The 23,180-nt window shown below is 34.5% G+C and carries 20 protein-coding genes; 6 read left to right on the top strand and 14 right to left on the bottom strand.

Annotation, left to right across the window (positions count from 1 at the left end; translation table 11 throughout):
* Window positions 1-250: 250 nt before the first annotated feature.
* A complete protein-coding gene (locus tag C1Y58_RS02805; RefSeq protein WP_105614467.1) occupies window positions 251-1,183 on the top strand; it encodes a magnesium transporter CorA family protein in 933 nt (310 codons plus the stop codon).
* Here the strand turns inward: C1Y58_RS02805 and C1Y58_RS02810 are convergent, their stop codons facing one another.
* A complete protein-coding gene (locus C1Y58_RS02810) occupies window positions 1,184-1,369 on the bottom strand; it encodes a hypothetical protein (RefSeq protein ID WP_105614468.1) in 186 nt (61 codons plus the stop codon).
* 279 nt (window positions 1,370-1,648) lie between these two features.
* Between C1Y58_RS02810 and C1Y58_RS27165 the strand changes: the two genes are divergently transcribed.
* Genes C1Y58_RS27165 through C1Y58_RS02825 form a run of 3 tightly spaced genes read left to right on the top strand, consistent with a single transcriptional unit; the run spans window position 1,649 to window position 3,546 of the window.
* Entirely contained in the window at window positions 1,649-1,834 is a 186-nt protein-coding gene (locus C1Y58_RS27165; RefSeq protein ID WP_105614469.1) for a DUF4250 domain-containing protein, read from the top strand.
* 49 nt (window positions 1,835-1,883) lie between these two features.
* Window positions 1,884-2,699 carry a SatD family protein gene (locus tag C1Y58_RS02820; protein ID WP_157949917.1) on the top strand — a complete coding sequence of 272 codons (816 nt, stop codon included), beginning with the start codon at window positions 1,884-1,886 and terminating at the stop codon, window positions 2,697-2,699.
* A gap of 25 nt (window positions 2,700-2,724) precedes the next feature.
* Window positions 2,725-3,546, top strand: coding sequence for a DUF3307 domain-containing protein (locus C1Y58_RS02825; RefSeq protein ID WP_157949918.1), 822 nt, complete (start codon window positions 2,725-2,727; stop codon window positions 3,544-3,546).
* Between the two features lie 15 nt (window positions 3,547-3,561).
* On the opposite strand, the gene C1Y58_RS02830 is transcribed toward C1Y58_RS02825, so the two are convergent.
* Together C1Y58_RS02830 and gltX are read right to left on the bottom strand one after the other, a co-directional pair.
* The gene (locus C1Y58_RS02830; RefSeq protein ID WP_105614472.1) at window positions 3,562-3,963 is read right to left on the bottom strand and encodes a SatD family protein; all 402 of its coding nucleotides are present in this window, start codon (window positions 3,961-3,963) and stop codon (window positions 3,562-3,564) included.
* A 204-nt stretch (window positions 3,964-4,167) separates the two neighbouring features.
* On the bottom strand, window positions 4,168-5,634 hold the full coding sequence (gene gltX, locus C1Y58_RS02835) for a glutamate--tRNA ligase (protein ID WP_105614473.1): 1,467 nt from the start codon (window positions 5,632-5,634) through the stop codon (window positions 4,168-4,170).
* Window positions 5,635-6,056: 422 nt separating this feature from the next.
* Here gltX and C1Y58_RS02840 point away from each other — a divergent pair, with 422 nt between their 5' ends.
* Entirely contained in the window at window positions 6,057-6,428 is a 372-nt protein-coding gene (locus tag C1Y58_RS02840) for a hypothetical protein (RefSeq protein WP_105614474.1), read from the top strand.
* Between the two features lie 67 nt (window positions 6,429-6,495).
* Here C1Y58_RS02840 and C1Y58_RS02845 read toward each other — a convergent pair whose 3' ends face one another.
* From C1Y58_RS02845 to C1Y58_RS02885, 9 genes are all read right to left on the bottom strand, one after another.
* Window positions 6,496-6,819: a cupin domain-containing protein gene (locus C1Y58_RS02845; protein WP_105614475.1), complete on the bottom strand. Its 324-nt coding sequence runs from the start codon at window positions 6,817-6,819 to the stop codon at window positions 6,496-6,498.
* 136 nt (window positions 6,820-6,955) lie between these two features.
* On the bottom strand, window positions 6,956-8,062 hold the full coding sequence (locus C1Y58_RS02850) for an ABC transporter ATP-binding protein (RefSeq protein WP_207655694.1): 1,107 nt from the start codon (window positions 8,060-8,062) through the stop codon (window positions 6,956-6,958).
* 16 nt (window positions 8,063-8,078) lie between these two features.
* Window positions 8,079-9,785: an ABC transporter permease gene (locus C1Y58_RS02855; RefSeq protein ID WP_105614476.1), complete on the bottom strand. Its 1,707-nt coding sequence runs from the start codon at window positions 9,783-9,785 to the stop codon at window positions 8,079-8,081.
* Between the two features lie 88 nt (window positions 9,786-9,873).
* Window positions 9,874-10,902: an ABC transporter substrate-binding protein gene (locus C1Y58_RS02860; protein ID WP_105614477.1), complete on the bottom strand. Its 1,029-nt coding sequence runs from the start codon at window positions 10,900-10,902 to the stop codon at window positions 9,874-9,876.
* 279 nt (window positions 10,903-11,181) lie between these two features.
* Window positions 11,182-12,510, bottom strand: a complete 1,329-nt coding sequence (locus C1Y58_RS02865; protein WP_105614478.1) for an FAD-dependent oxidoreductase — start codon at window positions 12,508-12,510, stop codon at window positions 11,182-11,184.
* A gap of 315 nt (window positions 12,511-12,825) precedes the next feature.
* Window positions 12,826-14,550, bottom strand: coding sequence for a S8 family peptidase (locus tag C1Y58_RS02870; protein WP_170311496.1), 1,725 nt, complete (start codon window positions 14,548-14,550; stop codon window positions 12,826-12,828).
* A 77-nt stretch (window positions 14,551-14,627) separates the two neighbouring features.
* Window positions 14,628-17,231 carry an ATP-dependent chaperone ClpB gene (clpB, locus tag C1Y58_RS02875; protein ID WP_105614480.1) on the bottom strand — a complete coding sequence of 868 codons (2,604 nt, stop codon included), beginning with the start codon at window positions 17,229-17,231 and terminating at the stop codon, window positions 14,628-14,630.
* Between the two features lie 458 nt (window positions 17,232-17,689).
* Window positions 17,690-18,631, bottom strand: a complete 942-nt coding sequence (locus C1Y58_RS26980) for a DnaJ C-terminal domain-containing protein (RefSeq protein WP_105614481.1) — start codon at window positions 18,629-18,631, stop codon at window positions 17,690-17,692.
* 13 nt (window positions 18,632-18,644) lie between these two features.
* Window positions 18,645-19,322 carry a hypothetical protein gene (locus C1Y58_RS02885; protein WP_105614482.1) on the bottom strand — a complete coding sequence of 226 codons (678 nt, stop codon included), beginning with the start codon at window positions 19,320-19,322 and terminating at the stop codon, window positions 18,645-18,647.
* 273 nt (window positions 19,323-19,595) lie between these two features.
* Here C1Y58_RS02885 and C1Y58_RS02890 point away from each other — a divergent pair, with 273 nt between their 5' ends.
* Entirely contained in the window at window positions 19,596-20,453 is an 858-nt protein-coding gene (locus tag C1Y58_RS02890; RefSeq protein ID WP_105614924.1) for a cation diffusion facilitator family transporter, read from the top strand.
* 51 nt (window positions 20,454-20,504) lie between these two features.
* On the opposite strand, the gene C1Y58_RS02895 is transcribed toward C1Y58_RS02890, so the two are convergent.
* Window positions 20,505-22,202 (bottom strand): vWA domain-containing protein, encoded by a 1,698-nt coding sequence (locus C1Y58_RS02895; protein WP_242985319.1) that lies wholly within the window; start codon window positions 22,200-22,202, stop codon window positions 20,505-20,507.
* 141 nt (window positions 22,203-22,343) lie between these two features.
* A complete protein-coding gene (locus C1Y58_RS02900; RefSeq protein ID WP_105614483.1) occupies window positions 22,344-23,180 on the bottom strand; it encodes an AraC family transcriptional regulator in 837 nt (278 codons plus the stop codon).

A 23,180-nucleotide genomic window follows, 5' to 3' on the forward strand; every position in this document is an offset into this window, starting at 1 on the left:
CTATGAAATCAATATTTACACGGGTATTTTATTGTTATAAAAAAAAATTCAGCTAATTATAAATATAAGATTATCCCTTAATTATTTAACCATATTTCATAATTCTAAAAAATATTTTAAGCATAACTCTGTAAAATACCTCTACTAATCAAGAGTTAAAGTTTTAACAATCGTTGCTAGAATGATAAACCTTTTAAATTTGATAAATAATTTTCTCTTATCTGCCTATTATAATAATTGAGGTGAAATGATGATCAAGATACTAAAGACTATAGATAATATCTTAATTGAACTGGATGAATTAGAGGATGGTGTTTGGATTAACTTAAGCGGTCCGTCTGAAGAGGATATAAAGCGATTAACAACCCTTATACCTGATCTTAATATAAATCACTTAAAAGCGGCTTTAGATCGAGAAGAGTGTGCACATGTTGAAAAAGATCAACAAGAGACTTTAATCATTGTTGATGTTCCTATAGAAAGTGATGATAAATACTTGCTATACACGACAATTCCATTAGGAATTATTTTAATGAAGGAATATATCATAACCATTTGTATGAAGCCCCTTCCACTGCTTAATGAATTCATTACTGGACAAATCAAAGAATTCTATACTTATATGAAGACACGTTTTATTCTGCAGATACTTAACCGTAACGCTATCTATTTTTTGAGATATCTGAGAACCATCGAAAAATATAGTGATATTATTGAAAGAGAACTTCATAAGTCCATGAAAAACAAGGAACTCATTCAATTACTTGCTTTAGAAAAAAGCTTGGTTTATTTTTCAACTTCTTTGACTGGTAATGAAGTTGTACTAGAAAAAATGTTAAAGATGGATCATATAAAAAAATACCCTGAAGACCAGAGACTTTTGGAAGATGTGATTATAGAAAATAAACAAGCCATTGTTATGGCTAATATTTATAGCAATATATTAAGTGGTACAATGGACGCCTTTGCATCTGTCATCTCCAATAACTTGAACATCGTCATGAAATTCCTAACTTCTGTGACGATTATCCTATCCATCCCAACGATGGTGGCAAGTTTTTTTGGTATGAACGTCCCTGTACCACTTAGTGATAATCCTGTAGCATTTTTAATTATTATACTCATTTCTCTTGTCCTTTCAATTTTACTCTATATTATTATGACAAGGAATAAAATGCTTTAATTAAATATTACTAAAGCCTTCTACGATAATGTCCATTTCACCTTTATAAAGATTTCTGACATTATTATGTTGATAATCTTTTACACGGCTTTCTTTTAATGTGTTTTTTTGAGTTGACGTTTTTGTAAAAACTTCTTGTTCATTTAATGAACCATTAATTTTTGTTACAACATCATTACGACCCATAATGACACCTCCTTTAATTGATTTTGTTAAGAATACTTAGGAATAAATCAGCTAAAAGTATTCTTTGTTATATACTATTCAAATGAAGAGAATTAGATTACAACTTTTATTTTAAATCTTGCATTTGTTTGAATATTATAATTTATGACCAAACAACTACGTTTCCCTTCAATTAAAGGATACCATATAAACACCTTTAACGTCAACCTTTTAAGCCTATTCTCTTTATGGTATAATATATAGAAAAATTCAATTTATATCGTGAGAGGATTGTTAAAAATGATATATGAAAATATTCCCAAAGACCCCTTCATTCTATTAAGCTTTATCAACATGAAATTAAGAGACGAGTTTGATAATCTTGCAAAATTATGTGATACCCTTCAAATAAATTACAATGATCTCCAGACTAAACTAGGTAGTATAGGCTATAATTATAATGAAATCAGTAATCAATTCATTTAGAAGCCCTTTATCCCCTTTCCATTTTATTATTTTTTTGGTAGACTAGTAAGTGAAATGCACAAAAGAAGAAGGTGACAATATGGTATATAGTGTTATCAACATTGATATCATCGGATCAAGAAAGATTACCAATAGAAAAACTGTGCAAGCTGCATCAATTAAGCATATTGAACAAATGAATAGAAAGTATAAGACAATACTGGCAGCTCCTATTACCTTAACATTAGGTGATGAAATACAGATTTTGTTGAAGGCACCATACAAAAGTTACATGATTATTAATTGTTTTCAAAGATTCTTTGATCAATTTCATTTGGATATCTATGCAGGCTTTGGTACAGGCACTATCCTTACAAACCTTTATGATGATACGAGAAGGATGGATGGTCCCTGCTTTGTTAATGCTAGAAAAGCCTTAGAAATTGCAAAGACTAAAAATCCGTTCTATAATCAATACGTTAAAAGTAAGGATAATTACGTATTCTTTTATAGTGATGATATACCGTTAACCAGTGATCGTCATCAGCATCTTACCTTATCACCATATTTATTTTCAAATGAAGTAGCTGTCACTAAAGTAGAGGAGCAAATCACCTTTAATCAACTTATCAACAACTTGATAAGTAATAATGAGATTTTAAAAAAGAAGTTAACTAAAAAGCAAAAAGATATCATTTCACATTATGAAGAGGCTGGTTCTTATTCAAAAATGATTGATAATAACCCTTCACTTACAAAAGCAAGTATATCGCAAAAACTTACGGCATCCAACTACAGTCAAATCCTACTAAATAATATGTTACTTGAACAGATGTTATATGAATATTGTCAAGAAATGATATTCAACCTTAATCCAAACGATTAAGGTTGAAAACAAGGAGATGATGATTATGGAAAGTAGTATCTTTTTACTAGCAGTCTTAGCCCACTTGATCTCTGATTTTATACTTCAAACTGAAGCAAACATGAAAAAACGCATATCCTTTAAACTCTCTAAAAGTTTTTACGCTAATATACTTCATAGTTTCATTCACTTCTTTATCATAACTCTAAGCTTTTTCCTATTCACCATGCTATTCTACGCTAATAATTTTATGATGTTCTACCCACTCTTATTGGCTGGACTATTGATTGCATTGTCCCACTTTATAATTGATCAATGCAAGAGTATATGTATCATCAAGGAAGTCATGAAAAATAAGATACTGCTCTTCTTCATTGATCAGGGACTACATATACTGATGTTGTATACCATCATCCACTTTATGGTTAAAGATACTAACATAAATGCATACTTAGCGGAGTTCAACGTACTTATCCTTATTATAATTATTATATTATTAGCTACAGTTGTTACAGGCATAACCATTCGGAAGATCATTGAACAAATCAGCGGAGATGAATCACAGACATCATTAAAGGATAATTTTGATGATAGTAATGAAATCCTTCATATAAGTATCCAATGTAACGAGGATCACCTGGAGGCTAAAAATGGAGGTTTTTGGATAGGGATATTAGAACGTTTATTTATTATTACAGTAGTCTTATTAAATCAACCAATGATGATCGGTTTTGTTTTGACAGCTAAATCAATTGCTAGATTTAAAAAATTAGATGATGAACGTTTTGCAGAATATTATATAATTGGTACATTGATCAGTTTCATGGTAGCCATCATCAGTGGCTATGCTGTTTTAAAATTGTTATAGAACACACCAACAATCCTATACATATTCATAATCCCAATTGTCAGCTACAACAACTAATGAGTAGTTGTTAGCTTTGGCTATTTTTAATGCTTCTCGAGCATTATAGAAGGACGGACCATCTAATTGATTGACGGTTAGCTCAAAATTATGGATAGTGACATCACCAATCCCTATGCCCACATAAAACTGAATCCCCGCCATGTACTTACGAAAGTAATCAATAATGTCCATAAAGTCACAAGGATAATGTAATAAGCCTTGCCACTCATCACCAAGTGTAATAATAAACTCTGAGGCTATATGAGACTTATAATGCTTATTAACCTCTTTCAACATATTGATAAGTTTATATTGAACCTCTTCTCTATTTTTTAGTTGTCTGGATTGTTTCAAATCGCAAGTTATGGTGATATACATGTCATCATCTCCTGCAGTTAAGCTTAGAACATTGACTCTGCCGCAGTTAATGTTCTAAGCTTAACTGATACTTTATACTATCATCAGTTAGTATACCTCATATTATTCATTATCATTATATGTTGTGGGACTTTTTAAGTGTTAAAAAGAAAAGCATATGACAAGTGTTAATTTAAACACTCTATCATATGCTTTATTTACTACTTAACTTCTTACTTCTGCTTCTAATAGAGTAATACCTGCTTCAATACGTTTAAGGGATTCCTCTTTACCAAAGATATCTGCAAGATCAAATGCTCCACCAGGACTTGTTGGTTTTCCAGATAATGCAGTTCTTAATGGCCATAACATCTGTCCATTTTTAATACCTAACTCTTTAACAAATTCTAATACAATATTATGCAAATTATCTTTATCCCAATCCTCGACTTTTTTTAGAACTGGTAATACCTTTTCTAAGTTTTCTAAGGCTACTTCTGAATTTGTCTTCATACGTTTATGTTTATATAATTCATTAGAATACTCAGGTAATGCATTGAAGAAGTCAATATGGTTAGGGATATCTGTTAAGACTTCAATACGTGATTGAACCAGCTCTGCTACTTTCATCAAGTCCACATCACTTGTAACTGCTTCTTTTAAATAAGGCTCTGCTACTTTATAAAAAGCTTGTGAAGACATCTTTTTCATATACTCACTATTCATCCATCTGAACTTTGTCATATCAAAAACTGCAGGTGATTTATTAATGTTTTTGTAGTCAAAGATTTTAACTAATTCTTCAAGACTAAATATCTCTTCATTAGTTCCAGGACTCCAGCCCAATAAAGAAACAAAGTTAACAATTGTTTCAGTTAAGAATCCTTGCTCAACTAAATCCTCATAAGAAGAATGTCCGCTACGCTTACTTAACTTTTGATGTTCTTCATTTGTAATCAATGGGCAATGTACGTATACAGGAATCTCCCACTCAAAAGCTTCATATAAGCGATTGTACTTAGGTGTAGAAGATAAGTACTCATTTCCTCTTACAACATGTGTAATACCCATTAAATGGTCATCAACGACGTTAGCAAAGTTATATGTTGGGAACCCATCTGATTTGATGAGAATCATATCATCCAATTCACTATTATCAACTTCAATGGTTCCAAATATCACATCATCAAAAGCAGTCTTTCCTTCTGTTGGGTTATCTTGGCGGATAACATAAGGAAGTCCTTGTTGAAGCTTTTCTTCAATCTCTTCGTTTGATAACTGTGAACAGTGCTTATCGTATCTAAAAGTTTCTTTTCTATTCTCAGCTTCTTGTCTCAAGTCATCTAGGCGTTCTTTTGAACAGAAGCAATAATAAGCTTCACCCTTTTCAACAAGCTTTTTAGCATATTCTAGGTAAATACCTTGCTTTTGACGCTCACTTTGTACGTATGGTCCTACTCCACCATCTTTATCTGGTCCTTCATCATGAAGTAACCCTGTATTCTCCATTGTTCGATAGATAATGTCAATTGCACCTTCAACAAAACGTTCTTGATCTGTATCCTCTATACGTAATAAGAAATCTCCGTCTTCATGTTTAGCAATTAAATAAGCATACAAAGCTGTTCTTAAATTCCCCACATGCATGCGTCCTGTAGGACTTGGTGCAAAACGTGTTCTGATCTTACTCATGATCACCACATCCTTTCTTCCTCTTATTAAGCTTATTGTCTTTCAAAGTGTTGTTGTAAAAAATCTGATGAATACAGTTTTCTACACACTTAAACCCAAATTATTAAGAATAACTCATTGATACGATGCACCGTCAGCACATCTCTTCAATGCTTATCATGAATATTTCAGGTATAATATACACTTCATATTATTATATAAACTGGTGCTAGTCAAGATTTTTGTCACTTATGATTCATATTATTACCTCATTCCTAGAAATAGTTGCAATTCTTACGTAATTACCCTTGATTTTCTCCTGTTAACTATGGAAATCAACTTGTTTAGATAATTCCCTTCTCTACTTATTAAGCATGACTTGTTATTTATTTTTCTATGCTTTATACTAGAATTGTCCATTGTTTTAAGGAGGTACAAACAAAATGAGTAGTCCAGTGTTCAAATTTGAAAAAATATTGAAGGGTGATAAAAAATATCTTTATTGCTATGGCAAAGGGTTCTTTGAGAAAGAGGATGGTATGGCATACCGTCAAAAATTACTTGAGACCATTCAATCAATTGATACAAAAGAATACATACTTGTCATCGATTCAAGCAAGACGAAACCAACTACAGGAGATGCTATTCCTATATTACAGGAATGCCATAAGCTTTATCATGAGACTGAGTTTAAAGAAAAGTACTTCGTAGAAACCAAATCTGCAACCACTTATCTGCAAAAACTTAGAACTGATGATGTTGGTTTATATGAAAATATAAAGCTTGTTTCTTCTGCAAGCGAAATACTTGACTAGAATAAGAATAGGCACAAAAATGTGTCTAAAGGCTGTCGATCGACAGCCTTTCTTATCTAAGAACATCTTACAAAAAATCAGCTCTTTGAGGTGTAAACACATCTAATATAATTGAATTTTCCACCAATGCAACTGTACCATGAGGTATATTAGAAGGAATATACATACTATCCCCTTCTTTAACTACTTTTTTCTCACCATTAATTTCAAATTCAAAATTTCCTTTTATGATGTAACTGACTTGTTCATGAACATGGGTATGGACAATTCCAACAGCACCCTTTTCAAAGGTTACTTCAACCATCATCATACTTCCACCAGTACCTAAAATTTTTCGTTTCATACCTTCACCACATGGTGTAAAGGCTACATCACTATTCTTAATAAACATTATTTTTCTCCTCTCATACGTATAACAACGAATATCTATATTATACATGAATTTTATCCAAATGAAAAAACCACTAGACCCAAATCGCAGATCTAATGGTTTTCCCTGGTTAGAGGGATCTATTGTTTCAGTTTTTCTACAGTTCTTCATCTTCCAATATACGAACACATGCCAAATCAAAGTTGATACCTACTTGGTCACCTACTTTATATGTTTTTTGAACCTGTGGTGAGTATTGCTCAATAGTCAACTCGTACCCGCCACTTCTCACACCATACTCCATATGTGTACCAAAGTATATAGCTTTAAAGACCTCACCATCAAACATACCTTGGTTTTGATCCGCCAATTCAATGGCTTCAGGTCTAATAACAATAATAGCTTTTGATTCATCCACTTTATCGATGGATAAACCAGGCTCTGGAATATTTAGCTCCTGATCAAACACTTTAATCTTGGCATCTTTCTTAGCTTTATTAAGTAGAGTACATGGTAAAAAGTTTGACTTTCCTATAAAGTTAGCTACAAATTTCGATACTGGGTTACTATATAGATCTTCTGGACTTCCTACTTGAGCTATATAGCCTTTATTCATTAAAACAACCTTATCAGATATTGCCATAGCTTCAGATTGATCATGTGTTACGTATAAACTGGTTATACCTAGCCTTTGCTGTAGACCACGTAATTCATCACGCATATATTCACGTAATTTTGCATCTAGATTGGATAAAGGTTCATCAAAAAGAAGTACCTTCGGTTCTATAACCACCGCTCTTGCTAGAGCTACTCTTTGCTGCTGTCCACCTGATATTTGGGCTGGAAAACGCTTACGCATTTCACTAATCTGCATGAGTTCCATGACTTTATTCGTTTTTTCTTCTATAACATCCTTAGGCAGTTTTTTAAGTTTCAAACCATAGGCAATGTTATCAAATACAGTCATATGAGGGAAAAGCGCATAACTTTGAAACATCATGGCCATATCTCTTTTGTTAGGAGGTATATCTTCAATGGATTCCCCACCTAATGTTATTTCTCCCTCAGTAACACTTTCAAAACCTGCTACCATTCTTAATGTTGTTGTTTTTCCACACCCTGAAGGACCTAATAGAGTTGTTAACTCACCTTCTTTTATTTCTAAGTCAATGGCATCAACAGCTGTAACTTCTCCTGCGCCATCAAGGCTTCTAAATCGCTTTGTTACACTCTTTAAGTTCAAATCACTATTTTTCATATTCATAATGGTTACCCCCTGTCTATACCCTTTTCTTATCTAGTCTAGAAACCAGTAGATTTAATACACCTATAGCAACTAATATAACAATGATCATTAAAACAATATACGCTGCTGCATCACTATACTTACTTACTTCAAATAAAGAGAAGATTCTAGTTGTTACCACATTCCATCTAGCTGAAACTAAGAATATGATGGCACTAACTGCTGTCATCGCTCTTACAAAGGAATAGACTAACCCTGAGAAAAAGGCGCCTTTAATCAGTGGTAAGGTAACGTATCTAAATGTTTCAAAACTAGAAGCTCCTAAGTTAGTAGATGCCTCTTCTATAGATGGATCAATTTGCCGCAGTGCTGACATACCGCCTTCAATACCAACAGGAATATTTCTAAATACAAACACGCATATGAGGATAAATGCTGTTCCAGTTAAGACCAATGGAGGCTCATTAAATGCAAGTATAAAACCAATACCAACAACTGTACCCGGTAAAGCAAACGTTAATAAAGATACTAAACTCATATATGATTTTCCGATAAAGTCTTTTCGAACTAATAAGAAGGCAATAATCATACCAAGTAAACCTGCTATTGGTGTTGATACAATAGCCAAGAATACAGAGTTAAGTAATGGTCTCAATCCTGTTGAAACAACGTATTTAAAGTGATCCAATGTGAATGTATAATTAATACCCCACGTCTTGACAAAAGCACCGTACAATACTGTTCCATAAAAAAGTATAATTACTCCACAAAATAGTAAACAAAGGGCTAATAATGGATACACGATATGTTTTTCACTAATTTTATCACGGATTTGAGTTGGTTTACCTGTTACGGTTACATATGATTTCCCTTTAACCCAGTAACGCTGTAATAAAAAGGCTAACAAACTGGGAAGTAATAACATGATGGCTAAAATAGCTCCGGTTTTGAGTTCATACATACCGGTAATAACTCTATAAGCTTCAACACCCAAGGTTGGATAGCCGCCACCTATAACAGCCGGGTTACTAAAATCTTGTAGGGACTGTATAAATACTAATAAAAATCCACTTACGATACCTGGTAAAGATAAAGGTAACGTAACAGTTCTAAAGATTTTCCATCTTGATGCACCAAGATTTAACGCTGCATCTTCTACAGATGGGTCAATGGCTTCTAAAATCCCTGATAAAGTTAGGTAAGCCACTGGAAAGAAAGATAATGTTTGTACCAATACTAAACTATGTAAGCCATAAACATTAAAATCAGTAATACCTAATAAACCGTTTGTAATAAGTCCTTTTCTACCGAATAAAAATATAATGGATAATGATAGCACGAAAGGTGGCGATACAATAGGTATCGTTGCCATTGTTTTAAAAAACTTTTTAAATGGCAATTCAGTTCTTGTGATAGCAAATGCAAAAATATAGCCAATTATTGTACTTAATACGCCGGATATCACACCTAGTTTAATACTGTTCATAAAAATAGCACGATAACTACTATTTTGTATGATTTCAACGACGGTTTGGAAACTAATCTTTCCCTCTTCATTCGTTAAACTGTAGCTAAGAATCTTAAACAATGGAAAAAGTACGAATACTGTTAATACTACTAAGATTAATACGATGAGTCCTAATAATAATGGTTCTTTCTTTAACATCTTTAATTTCCACTTAAGCTCTTGGCTCTGTGCCTGAAGCTTATCTTTATAGCTATTCGTGTTAACTTGGCTCATTTAATCACCCCATTTTCTCCTGTCATATTCAGATAAACATTGGCAAGATTACCTTGCCAATGTTTATAAAAAGTCATTGCTTAACTTATTATTTTAAATTATCTTTGTTTGCTACTTTATTTGTGAATTCTTCAACTAAACGTTTTCTGTTTTCACCAGCCCATGAGAAATCATAATCGATAACTGCAAGATCAGCTATGTTAACAGCACCTTCTGGAACGATAGCTTCAGTATTGATAGGTAATCTAAAGGAACTGTTTGTTGAATATACATTTTGTCCTTCTGCGCTTAAGCACCAATCGATGAACTTTTGACCATTTTCCATCTCTGGACCATCTTTAATTAAAGCTACACCACCAATTTCATACCCAGTACCATCAGCTGGGAATGATAGTTCAATTGGATAACCTTCTGCTGTTGGCTTTAAGCAGTCATGTGAGAAAGAGATACCAATTGCAGCTTCGCCTAAAGCAACGTTCTTTGGAGGCGCAGAACCGGATTTAGTATATTGACGAATGTTTTTATCAAGTTCTGAGAAATAATCCCAAGTATCATCTTCACCTTTTAACTGTACAATTGTTGATAAGATTGTATAAGCTGTACCTGATGAACCAGGATGAGCCATAGAGATTTGTCCTTCAAATTCTGGTTTTAATAAATCAGCCCATGAAGTAGGGTATTGTAAACCATTCTCGTCAAACCACTCCTTATCACATGCAAAAGCTAATGCACCTACATAGATTGGAGACCATGTTCCATCTGGATCGATGTAGTTATCTGGAATATTCTTTAATTCATCAGATTTATAAGATTCTAACAAACCTTCTTTTGCTGCTGCAACAAATGTATCAGCAGGACCACCATACCATACACTTGCTTGAGGGTTGTTCTTTTCTACTTGTAATTTGGATAAAATTTCACCAGCTGATAAACGTACATATTCCACTTTAATACCAGTATCTGCTTCAAAAGCTTCTAAATAACTTGGAATCTCTGATTCTGGTAAAGCCGTATAAATTGTTAAAGTATCGGATCCACTTGCGCTACATCCCTGTAACAATAAGGCACAGGCAAATACTAATACCAAAACAATTGACGTAATCTTCTTAATATTCATACTATTCCCCCTAAAATTTATAATTAGTTAAAATCATGTACTAGTAAATCTTAGTACAATATGTATTACACTATTTATTATAAGATTTATAGGATGAGAAGTAAATAAGAAATGCATTTTCAACAAAATAATCATGGTTTTTCCTATATTATTTAGTCAGTTTTTATATGTTTTGATGAATGAATTTTATATCTCCACTACTCAATCTAAGATTTTTACAAGTTTACACAAGAAAGTACGAAAAAAAGCCACCTTAAATTGGTGGCTTGATTTGATCATTTATTTTGCATTTAGCCCTGCTAAATTAAGGATGTTCCATGGCTTATTAAAATGTGGTTGGAAGAAGAAATCAACGTATGCAAGTTCATCAACAGTCATCTTATTTTGAATCACTACAGACATTGTATTGATAGATTGTGTTAAATCAGCTTTTGATAACAGTTGTGCTCCAACAATTCTTCTACTCTCTTCTTCATAAACTACTTTAAGCATAACCTCTTCATAAGTAGGCATGAATTCTGGTCGATAATTATCTTTAACCGTTACGGTTTTAACTTTTAACCCTGCATCCTTCGCTGATTCCTCAGTTAAGCCAGTTGCAGCAATACAATACTCGTATATTTTAATACCAGAAGTACCTTGAGTACCTAAGTATTTAGCCTTTGATTCAATAAGGTTACGGGCTGCTATGGTTCCCATACGCACAGCATTTGTTGCCAACGGAATATAACGTGATTCTCCTGTTGGGTTATAAATAACAGCACAGCTATCTCCTGCTGCAAACACATCTTGATGAGATGTTTGCATATGCTCATTAATAATGATTGCGCCACTATCTAGCATATCAATTTGTCCTTTAAACAGAGCAGTATTCGGTTTAAATCCAATACATAGAATAACTAAATCTGCATCATATTCACCTTTAGCAGTAACTACTTTTGAAACTTTTCCATCTACACCTTCAAATCTTGTAACAGTCTCGCCCAAGGCCAGTTTAATACCTTTTTCAACAAATGCTTCTTCAGCTATATCCGTATATTCCTTGTCTAAGTATTTACTTAAAATACGATCCATAGAATCAACAAGTGTAACATTTTTACCTTGAGCTTGGAAAGATTCTACAAGTTCAACACCTATATATCCCGCTCCAACAACTACTATGTTTTCAGCCTTTTCAGCCTTCTCAATAATAGTATTTGAATGGTAAAAGTTCTTTGATAATAAAATATTCTCCATATCAATTCCTTCAATCGGTGGAATGATAGGCCATGAACCTGTTGTAATAATCAATTTATCAAAAGTATCTTCAAAAGTTTCTTCTGATTCTAAATTCTTTACTTTGATCTTCTTTTCTTCTATAGATACATCTATAACATCATGGCGCATTTTTGTCTTTACACCAAGTTTACTTAACTCTTCTGGTGAACTATAGAATAGTCCTTGAGGATCTTTTACAACCCCACCAACATATAGTGCAATACCACAAGATAAAAATGAAATGTTATCGTTTCTTTCATAAACAGTAATTTCAGCATCTGGATAAAGCGTTGCAGCATTTACTATTGCAGCAGTACCGGCATGTGTACACCCTATTACAGCTATTTTCATAAAATCATCCTCCTACAATGAATATTAATTGTTAAATAATAATCATATTCCTTAACTATAGTTTAGTACAAATAAGATACAATGTCAAGTAATTTCGTTAATTTATTAACCATTATCCTTAATTAATAATTATTATTAGTCATTTGCAATCATCAAGAAATTTATCGCTCTTTTTAATATTATCCAATTTAATAATTTCATTCAGACATAAGAAAAACACATGGTCGATTTGATAATGAAATAACTTCATCACAATCGATTCATGTGTTTTGCATCTAACTCAATTACTTTATGACAAAGGTTGAAGATATAGGCCTAAGTTTCAATTATTCTAAAGGTATTAATGAGATCAAGCTCGCCATATCCCCATTCTCTATTAGGGTATTCTATGGCTGGCCGGCGATAGGCTCCACGAATCAAAAATGTCTTAGCTATCACCGTATCCATGCTAGGAAGATTATTTTGTATAACGCCCCACTGGAGTAATAATGCGCATGCACCAGCAGTTATAGCTGTTGATACACCAGTACCTGTCATTGAACCGTATTCCCCCCTTGGATAGGGTCCAATGACATTAACGCCTGGTGCTACTAAATCAGGTTTAATGGCCAAGCCTCTGGTTAACCCTCTTCCTGATGATAAATATAGACTACTTGTTATGTCGTTGTATGCCCCTACTGTAATCGTAGCAGGGTTTGTTGCTGGAGATGTTACCGTGGTATAAGGGTCAGGTTGCAGAAATCGAGTTAATGGATCAACAAACCCCTCTCTAGGAAGGTAAATATCATATATTCCATTTAAAACGATATCTCCGTAAACAATTAGTGTCCAAATACCTGGTGACGGGTATTTCAATCGAATAAATATGGCTTGATCACCTGTACGCTTTTCAACGAATGCATACTCAATTAATATTTCCGTACGTTCTTCTATAAAGGTAATTTCCTGCTTTTGATCCGTTTTAAAAGGTATTTGACCTGTTGCAGTACCACGAGGGGATATTAATCCAACAGTATATTTATCAGGTATGTTATTCCAAAAGCTCAGATAAAATCCTTCTTCACCTTCTGGCACATTAAATTGCACATCTTGTGACTCTTCATCTTCTCTAAAGATGCCACGATAATGATGATATAAATTGGCTTCATTCCCTGCTGGTACAGTGACTATAACCCCACTATTCATTCCGACTTCTGCCAAAACCATTTCCGTTATCGTCTGACCATTATGAGGTCCCATATTATCACCACAACCCAGTAAAATGACAATTGGTCTATTCAACTCCCTAGCCATATCAAGGCAATAATTCACCCCTAGGACAACATCATGACTTTGATAAGCAATCGCATCCTTATTGACTAGGTAAAATTCCTTTATGCATTCTTTAGCTGGCTTAAGTTTTACAATAACTAAATCTGCATCTGGTGCTGCTCCTATGAAGTTTTCACTATTATTTTCCCTACCAGCTGCCGCTCCTGCAATGAAAGTACCATGACCGATATCATCCATTTCGGCAACTAAAGAGAAAGGATCATCAGCTAATAAGGCTTCATTTATTTGTGTGTCATCATACTCTGTTCCAAATTTAAAACCTTCTGGTGGATTTCCAACTCCGGTTTGATCCCAAAGACGAACTATTTTAGTCGTATCATCTTCATAGATAAAAGCTTCATGAGTATAATCAATTCCTGTGTCCACAACTCCAATGAGTACATCCAACCCCGTCAGTTGTAATGCAGGTAGGTTCTGTACTTCTGCGATACCTGCTGCGGCTACAGCTCTTTTACCATAAAGCCCATAGAGATTGGGGACTTCTTGATAAGGGGTCATTCGATAAGCTTCATCACAAGTCAATCCTTCTCTACTGACATAAAAAACACCATATTGATCATTAAGCTGATGCACACAGGCATATTCAGGATTGTCTATATTCGCTTCGATCTCTTCATCAGTAACTTCCCGAACTACGTCAATGTACTCTTCAGATGTTATGATCTCTTGACAATTCGTTTCAAATAGTTGATTATCTTGCCTCTTCATGAAAAGCCTCCACCACATATCTAATTAAGGACAGGGAAATCTCGAATTGAAGTTAAAGCGCCTTATTAATAGATATGCTAGTAATGGATTGTATAGTCATTATCTTCATAATTAATTAAGAGTTGGCTTCCAGGTTGAAGTTTTTCTCTAATCAATAATCGCCCTACTAACGTCTCTATATGACGCTGTAAATATCTTTTGAGTGGTCTTGCACCATAAACCGGGTCATAACCCTGGTCAATGATATGCTCTTTAGCTTTATCAGAAACCTTTAGAGTCAGTTGTCGATCATCTAAGCGAATTTGAAGGTCCTTAATAAGAAGATTAATAATTTCTTTAATATCAGCCTTTGTTAAAGGTTTATATAATACAATTTCATCCACTCGATTCAAAAACTCTGGTCTAAATTGCATACGCAATTCTTTAAGAACATTATCCCTAGCATCATCATGTATTTCACCTATTTCATCAATGCCATCAAGCAAGTAATGTGCACCAATATTAGATGTCATGATAATAATAGTGTTTTTAAAATCTACTGTTCTACCTTGTGAATCTGTAATCCTTCCATCATCTAACACTTGTAGGAGTACATTAAAGACATCATGATGTGCTTTTTCAATTTCATCTAGCAGGATCACGCTATAGGGCTTTCGCCTAACAGCCTCTGTTAATTGCCCTCCTTCTTCATAACCTACATAACCCGGAGGTGCACCAATTAATCTTGAAACACTATGACGCTCCATGTATTCACTCATATCGATGCGAACCATGTTATCTTCTGAATCAAACAATGTAGCAGCTACTGCTTTTGCTAATTCTGTCTTACCTACACCTGTCGGTCCTAAGAAAATAAAGGAACCAATAGGTCGGTTAGGATCTTTGATACCAGCTCTCGAACGGATGATAGCATCGGTCACACGACTTACAGCCTCCGATTGCCCTATAACACGTTGGTGCAAGATTTCATCAAGTTTTAGCAGCTTTTCTCTCTCTCCTTCTACAAGCTTGCTTAAAGGTATCCCAGTCCAACGCGAGATGATCTTTGCAATCTCTTCTTCACTTACTTTTTCTCTAAGCAAAGTATGTTCATCCTTGCTGTGTTCAAGTTTTGCTTCCTCTCTTTCAAGTTGTTCTTGTAATTCAGGTAATCGACCATATTTTAATTCAGCAGCCTTATTTAAATCATATTCTCTTTCAGCAACTTCAATCTGATGGTTAAGTGCTTCAAGACTTTCTCTTAGATGTTGTACCTCATGAATACTACTTTTTTCAATCTCCCACTGGGCATTCATAGTATTATAGCGATCTCTAAAATCAGCTAAATCACGTTGAACATTTTCTAAACGTTGCTGACTAACAGGATCTTTTTCTTTCTTTAAAGCTGCTTCTTCAATCTCTAATTGAACGATTCTTCGCGATACCTCATCCATTTCTGTTGGCATGGAATCCATCTCTGTTCGTATCATGGCACAAGCTTCATCAACTAAGTCGATTGCTTTATCGGGCAAGAAGCGATCAGTAATATAGCGATTAGATAAAACTGCTGCAGTTACCAACGCATTATCTTGAATCTGTACACCATGGAAGACTTCATATCTTTCTTTTAAGCCACGTAAAATGGTAATACTATCTTCTACTGTCGGTTCATCAACAAGAACAGGTTGGAAACGTCTTTCTAAGGCAGGGTCCTTCTCAATATATTGTCGATATTCGTCCAAGGTAGTTGCTCCAATACAGTGCAATTCTCCTCGTGCTAACATAGGTTTCAACATATTCCCAGCATCCATAGCACCTGTTGTCTGACCAGCCCCAACGATGGTATGTAACTCATCAATAAAGAGAATAACCTGTCCGTTTGCCTCTTTCACTTCCTTAAGTACAGCCTTTAAACGTTCTTCAAATTCACCTCTATATTTAGCTCCAGCAACTAATGCACCTAAATCCAGGGCAATAATGCGCTTATCTTTTATACCTTCTGGTACATCACCTTTGACGATTCGCTGAGCTAATCCCTCAGCTATGGCAGTCTTGCCTACACCTGGCTCTCCGATGAGAACAGGATTATTCTTAGTTTTTCTTGACAGTATACGAATAGCATGCCTGATCTCAGCATCACGACCAATGACAGGGTCCAACTTATTATCCATGGCATCTTTAACAAGGTCATGCCCATATTGTGTGAGTGCATCATAGATTGTTTCTGGATTCTGTGATGTAACTCGCTGATTACCCCTTATATTCTGTAGAATTTGTAGAATATGATCTTTTTGTATGCCATAACTTAATAACAACCCTTTAACAAAGTGCTGGTCTGACAGTGCAAAGAAACCTAAGAACAGATGCTCAACCGATATAAATTGATCTTGCATATTCGTTGCACTATTCTCAGCTTCAATAAGCACCTTATCCGTTTCCCTATTAATATAGATCGTATTAGTCTGACGCCCACCACCAGTTACTTTCGGTTTTTTACCAATATGATTCTCTAATTGATCCATAAATCCTATAACATTGATGTTCATTTTATTTAGCATTCTTGGTATAAGTCCTTGTTCTTGTGTAAAAAGAGCAAGCATTAAATGCTCTGGTTCAATTTCTGCATTGCCATTTCTCAACGCACTACTCTCTGCTTGCTTAATTGCCTCTAAAGATTTCTCCGTCAATTTATTCATATCCATCGTATTTACCTCCTTAATTTATTCAATATTCCCAATATTCTGTTTATACAATAACTAAGCACATCAACATACCAAAAGCATGTATGGCGTGCCTGACTCTTTATTATCCACCTCAGTTTAACTCCACCTAACACATGCCTGACCCTATATCTCTTCTCCAGTTTAACTCCACATAACATATACCGAAGGCATGTATGGCGTTCTATGAAGCAGTGAGCCACGGAGGGCAAACCCAGCTGTCTAAGACATGGACGTCTTTCCAGCTGGCGCAATAGTACTCCATACATGCCTGCCCCTATATCTCTTCTCCAGTTTAACTCCACCTAACATATACCGAAGGCATGGATGGCGTTCTATGAGGCAGTGAGCCACGGAGGGCGAACCCAGCTGTCTAAGACATGGACGTCTTTCCAGCTGGCGCAATAGTACTCCATACATGCCTGCCCCTATTATAAAACTCATTGTACTCGTGGATTAAACCCACTTATCTTCTTCCATTGCTTCAACAACTTCTCTTCTTCCTTAGACATCTTCTCAGGTAATACGATATGAGCAACTAGAAAAATGTCTCCCACTTCTTGCTTATCTTTTAACCCCTTACCTTTCATACGGAATTTCTGTCCTGACTGAGTTGCTGGAGGTATCTTTAATTCCACATCTTTTCCAAAGACATCAACCTTTATTTTTGCACCAAAGGCTGCTTCCCAAGGTGTTATCTTCATTTTTTTGTAGATACTTTTATCTTTTAACTGGTAGATAGTGTCATCAACTATATTGAGTTTAATAAGAAGATCACCACTAGGTCCTCCATTAGCTCCAGGACTTCCCTGGCCTCTAAGTCTTATCTTCTTACCATTTGCTATTCCCTGCGGAATATTAATATCCAGCTTTTTGGGTTGTGCATAGCCACCCGAACCAGCTACGTTTAAACGAATTTGTTTTGCTCCACCATGGTAAGCTTCAGCAATAGTAATGTTCATTTCCGTTTCTATGTCCTGCCCTTTTCTCACACGACTCTGGTTAAATCCTCCAAAACCAAAATCACTAAAAGAAGAATAGCTTGTTCGTCCTCCACCAAAGTTGTTTGCCCTAAAGATGGACTCAAAAACGGACTTCAAAGTATCACTATCTCCTGACCAACTGCCATAATCTCCAGCATTAAATCCTTGTCCATGCTCCCAATTATGACCAAATTGATCATAAGCTTTTCTTTTTTCAGAATCTTTCAGAACATTATAAGCTTCGTTAATTTTTTTAAATTTTTCTTCTGCCTCCTTAGAACTGTTTGAATCTGGATGATATTTATGGGCAAGTTTTCGATAAGCTTTTTGTATCTCTTTATCGGATGCTTCCTTAGTAACACCTAATATCTCATAATAATCTTCAATGCGATTAGCCATATTCTCACCCCTCTCATAATCGATATAATCTTATGTTAGACATGTGTTTTAAATAAATTGCATCAATACGTTTAGCTGCATTTTGTAAATTATCAATATGCGAAAAGTAGTATTTTAGGGATTCATCAAGCATGATCAGATACCTCGTTAAGTATTCAGCAATCTCTTCATCTCTAATACCTTCTATACTGATTCCTGAGAAGAACTCCCTAGAAAACCGATTATTAGAGTCATCAGGTATACACGTAATAACTTCTTTTGAATGAAGTTCATTAAAACGATTCCTATCGATGTTTGCTAAAATATTAAAGAAGTTTCTCAAATGCGCACAAAGTTCAGGTGATTTAGTTCGACTTACCACCTTCAACATCGCGTAGCGCTCATGATCTTTTGTGTAAAAGTCAAATGCATATTTGATGCTTGGTTTATATTTATATCGCAAAAATGTTCCAAACTGCAAGTTCCCACTATCACTTTGCACTTTTACTTGAAGATTTTCTTCCTTATTAACCATTTCAATAATTTTATTAATAATCTTTTTAACGCGTTGATCTGGTGTTAGCAAACCAACTTGTCTCGCCAAAATTTCGTTAATCAGTTGTGACCGGTTCATATTTCTTTCATAAGCCATTCGATCAACCGCTTCAACAACATCATCAAACAATATTAAACTATAAAGACTTTTCTGCATAGTAGCACCTCTTTAGAATGATAAGAATAACAAAGTTCTCTATTTACTTATATTGTATATTTCATTTAATAATTTGTCAATTGGTTTATATAAATATTATAACACTTTCAGAATAATATATTCATAATGCAAATACCTTTCATTATCATTTAAGGAGAGTTATTATTATATGAAAATCATTTGAAATTAAAAGAAGAATAGTATATAATTGAAGTGCTATACTAAAAATAGATGAAAGCAAAAGAGAAAAACATAAAAATTGCAGGTGATAAAATGGATAGATATGAATCAGCCAATCGAGTGGCTGTTGCAGGTATTATAGCAAATGTATTTCTTGTTTTAATTAAGCTATTAGTTGGATTCCAAAGTAAAAGTCAAGCAATGATTGCAGATGGTTTGAACAGTGCCGGAGATGTTTTTGCTTCGTTGGTCACCTGGTTAGGTAATAAGATTTCATCTAAACCAGGGGATGAAGATCATCCTTACGGACATGGGAAGGCTGAGTATATCTTCTCAATCATTATAAGCTTTTCGTTAATACTTGTTGCAATGGGTATTTTAAGAAGCGCTTATGAGTCAATTATTAATCAAGAAGCTGTTAAAGTATCAATAACATTAATAGCTGTTGCTCTATTTACAATAGTTCTTAAGTTCTTCCTCTACCGCTATTGTAAAAATATCGGTTTAAAATATGATAATCTACTTGTACTGGCCAATGCAGAAGACCATCGTAACGATGTGTTCATAACAGGCTCCGTCTTGTTAAGTATTATATTTAGTCAATTAGGTATCTATTGGTTAGATGCAGTAGTAGGTATTGCTATAGGATTATGGATTATCTACACAGCCATCAAAATCTTTTTATCTGCTTATAATGTACTTATGGACCGAAACATCGATCCCAAAATTGAAAAGGATCTCATTGAAGAAATTGAAAATTTTAAGGGTGTTCTTCATGTAGATAGTATGACTGCCAAGCCTATTGGCATCTACTATTTACTCATCGTAAAAATCTCAATGGATGGTAACATGACTGTTTTCGAAAGTCATGATGTAGCTACTGAGATTAAATATCATTTGAAGACTTTAACAGATATAGAAGACGTTGTTGTCCATATAAATCCGCATTAACCTAAAACCCCATGATAGGTATAAAAACTTACCTGTCATGGGGTTACTTAGTTAGTAACTAAGGTGTTTAGCAATCTCTACAAGATGAATAAATTCAGCCTTATAACCTTCATCATCGCTACTCATATTGAGTCTAGCTCGCTTTAAAACGTCATCCCAATCAGCATCACCTTTAAAAGTAGACTCTCTTAATAATAATCCACATTCCGCTACTGCTGCAGCAAAATTATAATCTTCAGTATTAGAATCCTTTAAATGTCTATCAGACACAACATATTCTTCAAGCTGACTTGTATCACTATCTGGTTCTTTGTAACGGAGTTTTAAATAAAGCCACTCATCTTTATTGGCTTCAATAGAAGCTTCTTGAAGTTCATTATTATCTTGATAACGCAAGCTCGTTGCTTCAGGCAATTGATCAACTGGTATAATCTCATAAAAAGCAGTCACAGTGTGTCCCATGCCTATATCACCAGCATCTTTTGTATCATCTGCAAAATCTTCATTATTCAGTCGACGATTATCATATCCTACTAATCGATAGGCCCCTACCTTTGCCGGATTAAACTCTAATTGCAATTTAACATCTTTAGCAATGGTAAATAAAGTTCCCGCCATCTCACTAACCAAAACCTTTTCTGCTTCCTCTATGGAATCAATGTAAGCATAATTTCCATTACCTTTGTCTGCAAGTACCTCCATCTTATTGTCTTTAATGTTTCCTGTTCCAAATCCTAATACACTTAAGAAAATGTCTTCTTCTCTTTTTTCCTCAATTAATTTTTCTAGACCTTCTTCTGAGGATATACCAACATTAAAGTCACCGTCAGTTGCTAAAATGACCCTATTATTCCCACCTTCTATAAAATACTTATTAGCAAGTTTGTAGGCTAATTCAATCCCTTCCCCACCTGCAGTAGAACCACCTGCGCTCAATTGGTATAGAGCCTCGTTAATTTTATCTTTATCCGCACCTTCTGCTCCTTCTAACACCACCCCAGATGCACCAGCGTAAACAACAATGGATACATTATCCTTTTCAGTTAATTCATTAGTTAGCATAGAAAATGCTGATTTTAGCAATGGTAATTTATAAGGATCATTCATTGATCCTGATACATCTAATAGGAAAACTAGATTGCTAGCTGGGCGTTTCTTAGATGATACTTCTTTTCCTTGCACCCCAATCATAGCTAGATAATGTTCCTTATTCCAAGGACATACCCCTACTTCAGTGTATACACTAAAAGGATCATCACCTTTTGGTTTAGGATAATCATAAGAGAAATAGTTGATCATCTCTTCAATGCGAACAGCTTCTATTGGTGGCAGCTGTTGGTCTCTAGTCAAGTAACGTCTTACTTGGCTATAAGAGGCTGTGTCAACATCAATACTAAATGTACTTAAAGGCATTGTAGTTGTGTAAATGAAATCTGACTCTTGTACCTCACTATATTCTTCAGAATTAGAAGGAATAGGTTCAATGATAACACACTTATCTTCTGCCATGTTTTCATCTGCTAAACCTGCTATGGTTAGTTCATTCTTCTCTGCTGGTGCTTCTATTGATTCCTCCTCAACTGATTCTTCTTTTGATTCTTTCTTCGTTGCTTTCGTTTCAGTATTACTATAATCCTGTTTTGTATCAGTAGCTTTATCTGAACCATTTCCTGATTCATTACCTACATTAGAGCAACCTGTTAAACATAACATTAGAATAAGACAGAATATTCCTAACTTTCTCATCATATTAACATCCCCTTTAATTGACTATTGATCTCTCATTTAATCAGTTAGACGAGGAGGATATAATAATTGTTCCATTTATTACAAATTTATTTCAAGAAATCATCAAAACCCTTCAGCCTACTCAATGCCAAAGGGTTCCATTTACTTATCATTTAGTTTTTTCATCTGTTTGTACTGTCTAGGTGTTAATTGAGTATGGTTTTTAAATACTTTTGAAAAGTAAGCACTGTCTTTGAAACCTACTTGTTCAGCTATTTGCGTAATGCTACTATTAGATGATAACAATAGATCTTTTGCCCTGTCCACCCGCCGTTTATTAATATAATGCATCGGTGATGCACCCATGTAAGATTTGAATAACTTAATAAAATAGTTGGGATGGAGATGAGCTTGTTTTGCTAAAGAAGCAACAGTAAGTTCATCTGCAATGTGATCTTCGATATATAATAATATCTTACTAATACCACTAGATGAAGGTGTCAGTTGAATGTTAAGTTGATCTATAACACTATTATCAATAAAAAAAGCAATGAGTTCATATAATAAGGCCTTCACTTTTAAAGAGGAAGCAACCTCATGGCTGACATCCCACTCATAAATCCTGGAGAATAAAGTAACTAAGTAACTAAATTGTTCTTGTGTAACCTTTAAGATATAAGGTAATTGGATAACTTCAAAGATGTTTCTTTCACCAATTTTAGCTGTAAAGTGACACCAGTATTTGGTATACTTATTAGCATTAATGTAGGAATAGGACTGTTTCACATTAGCTGGCATGTATACTAATTGATAAGCTTTTGGAAACAACTCCTCATCACCAATCTTCAACCATCCTTCTCCACTTTCTATGAGATAAAATTTATTATAATCAGGAATGTAATTCATGTCCTTCCAATCATCGCCAACATGAAGTTTATCTCCTGTTATGTAGTCCACTGATAGGTTATTTAAGTAGCTTCTAAGTAAATATTGATTCAT

The organism is Vallitalea okinawensis (genome assembly GCF_002964605.1).
In the GTDB taxonomy this organism is placed as follows: Bacteria; Bacillota; Clostridia; order Lachnospirales; family PQDH01; genus Vallitalea_A; species Vallitalea_A okinawensis.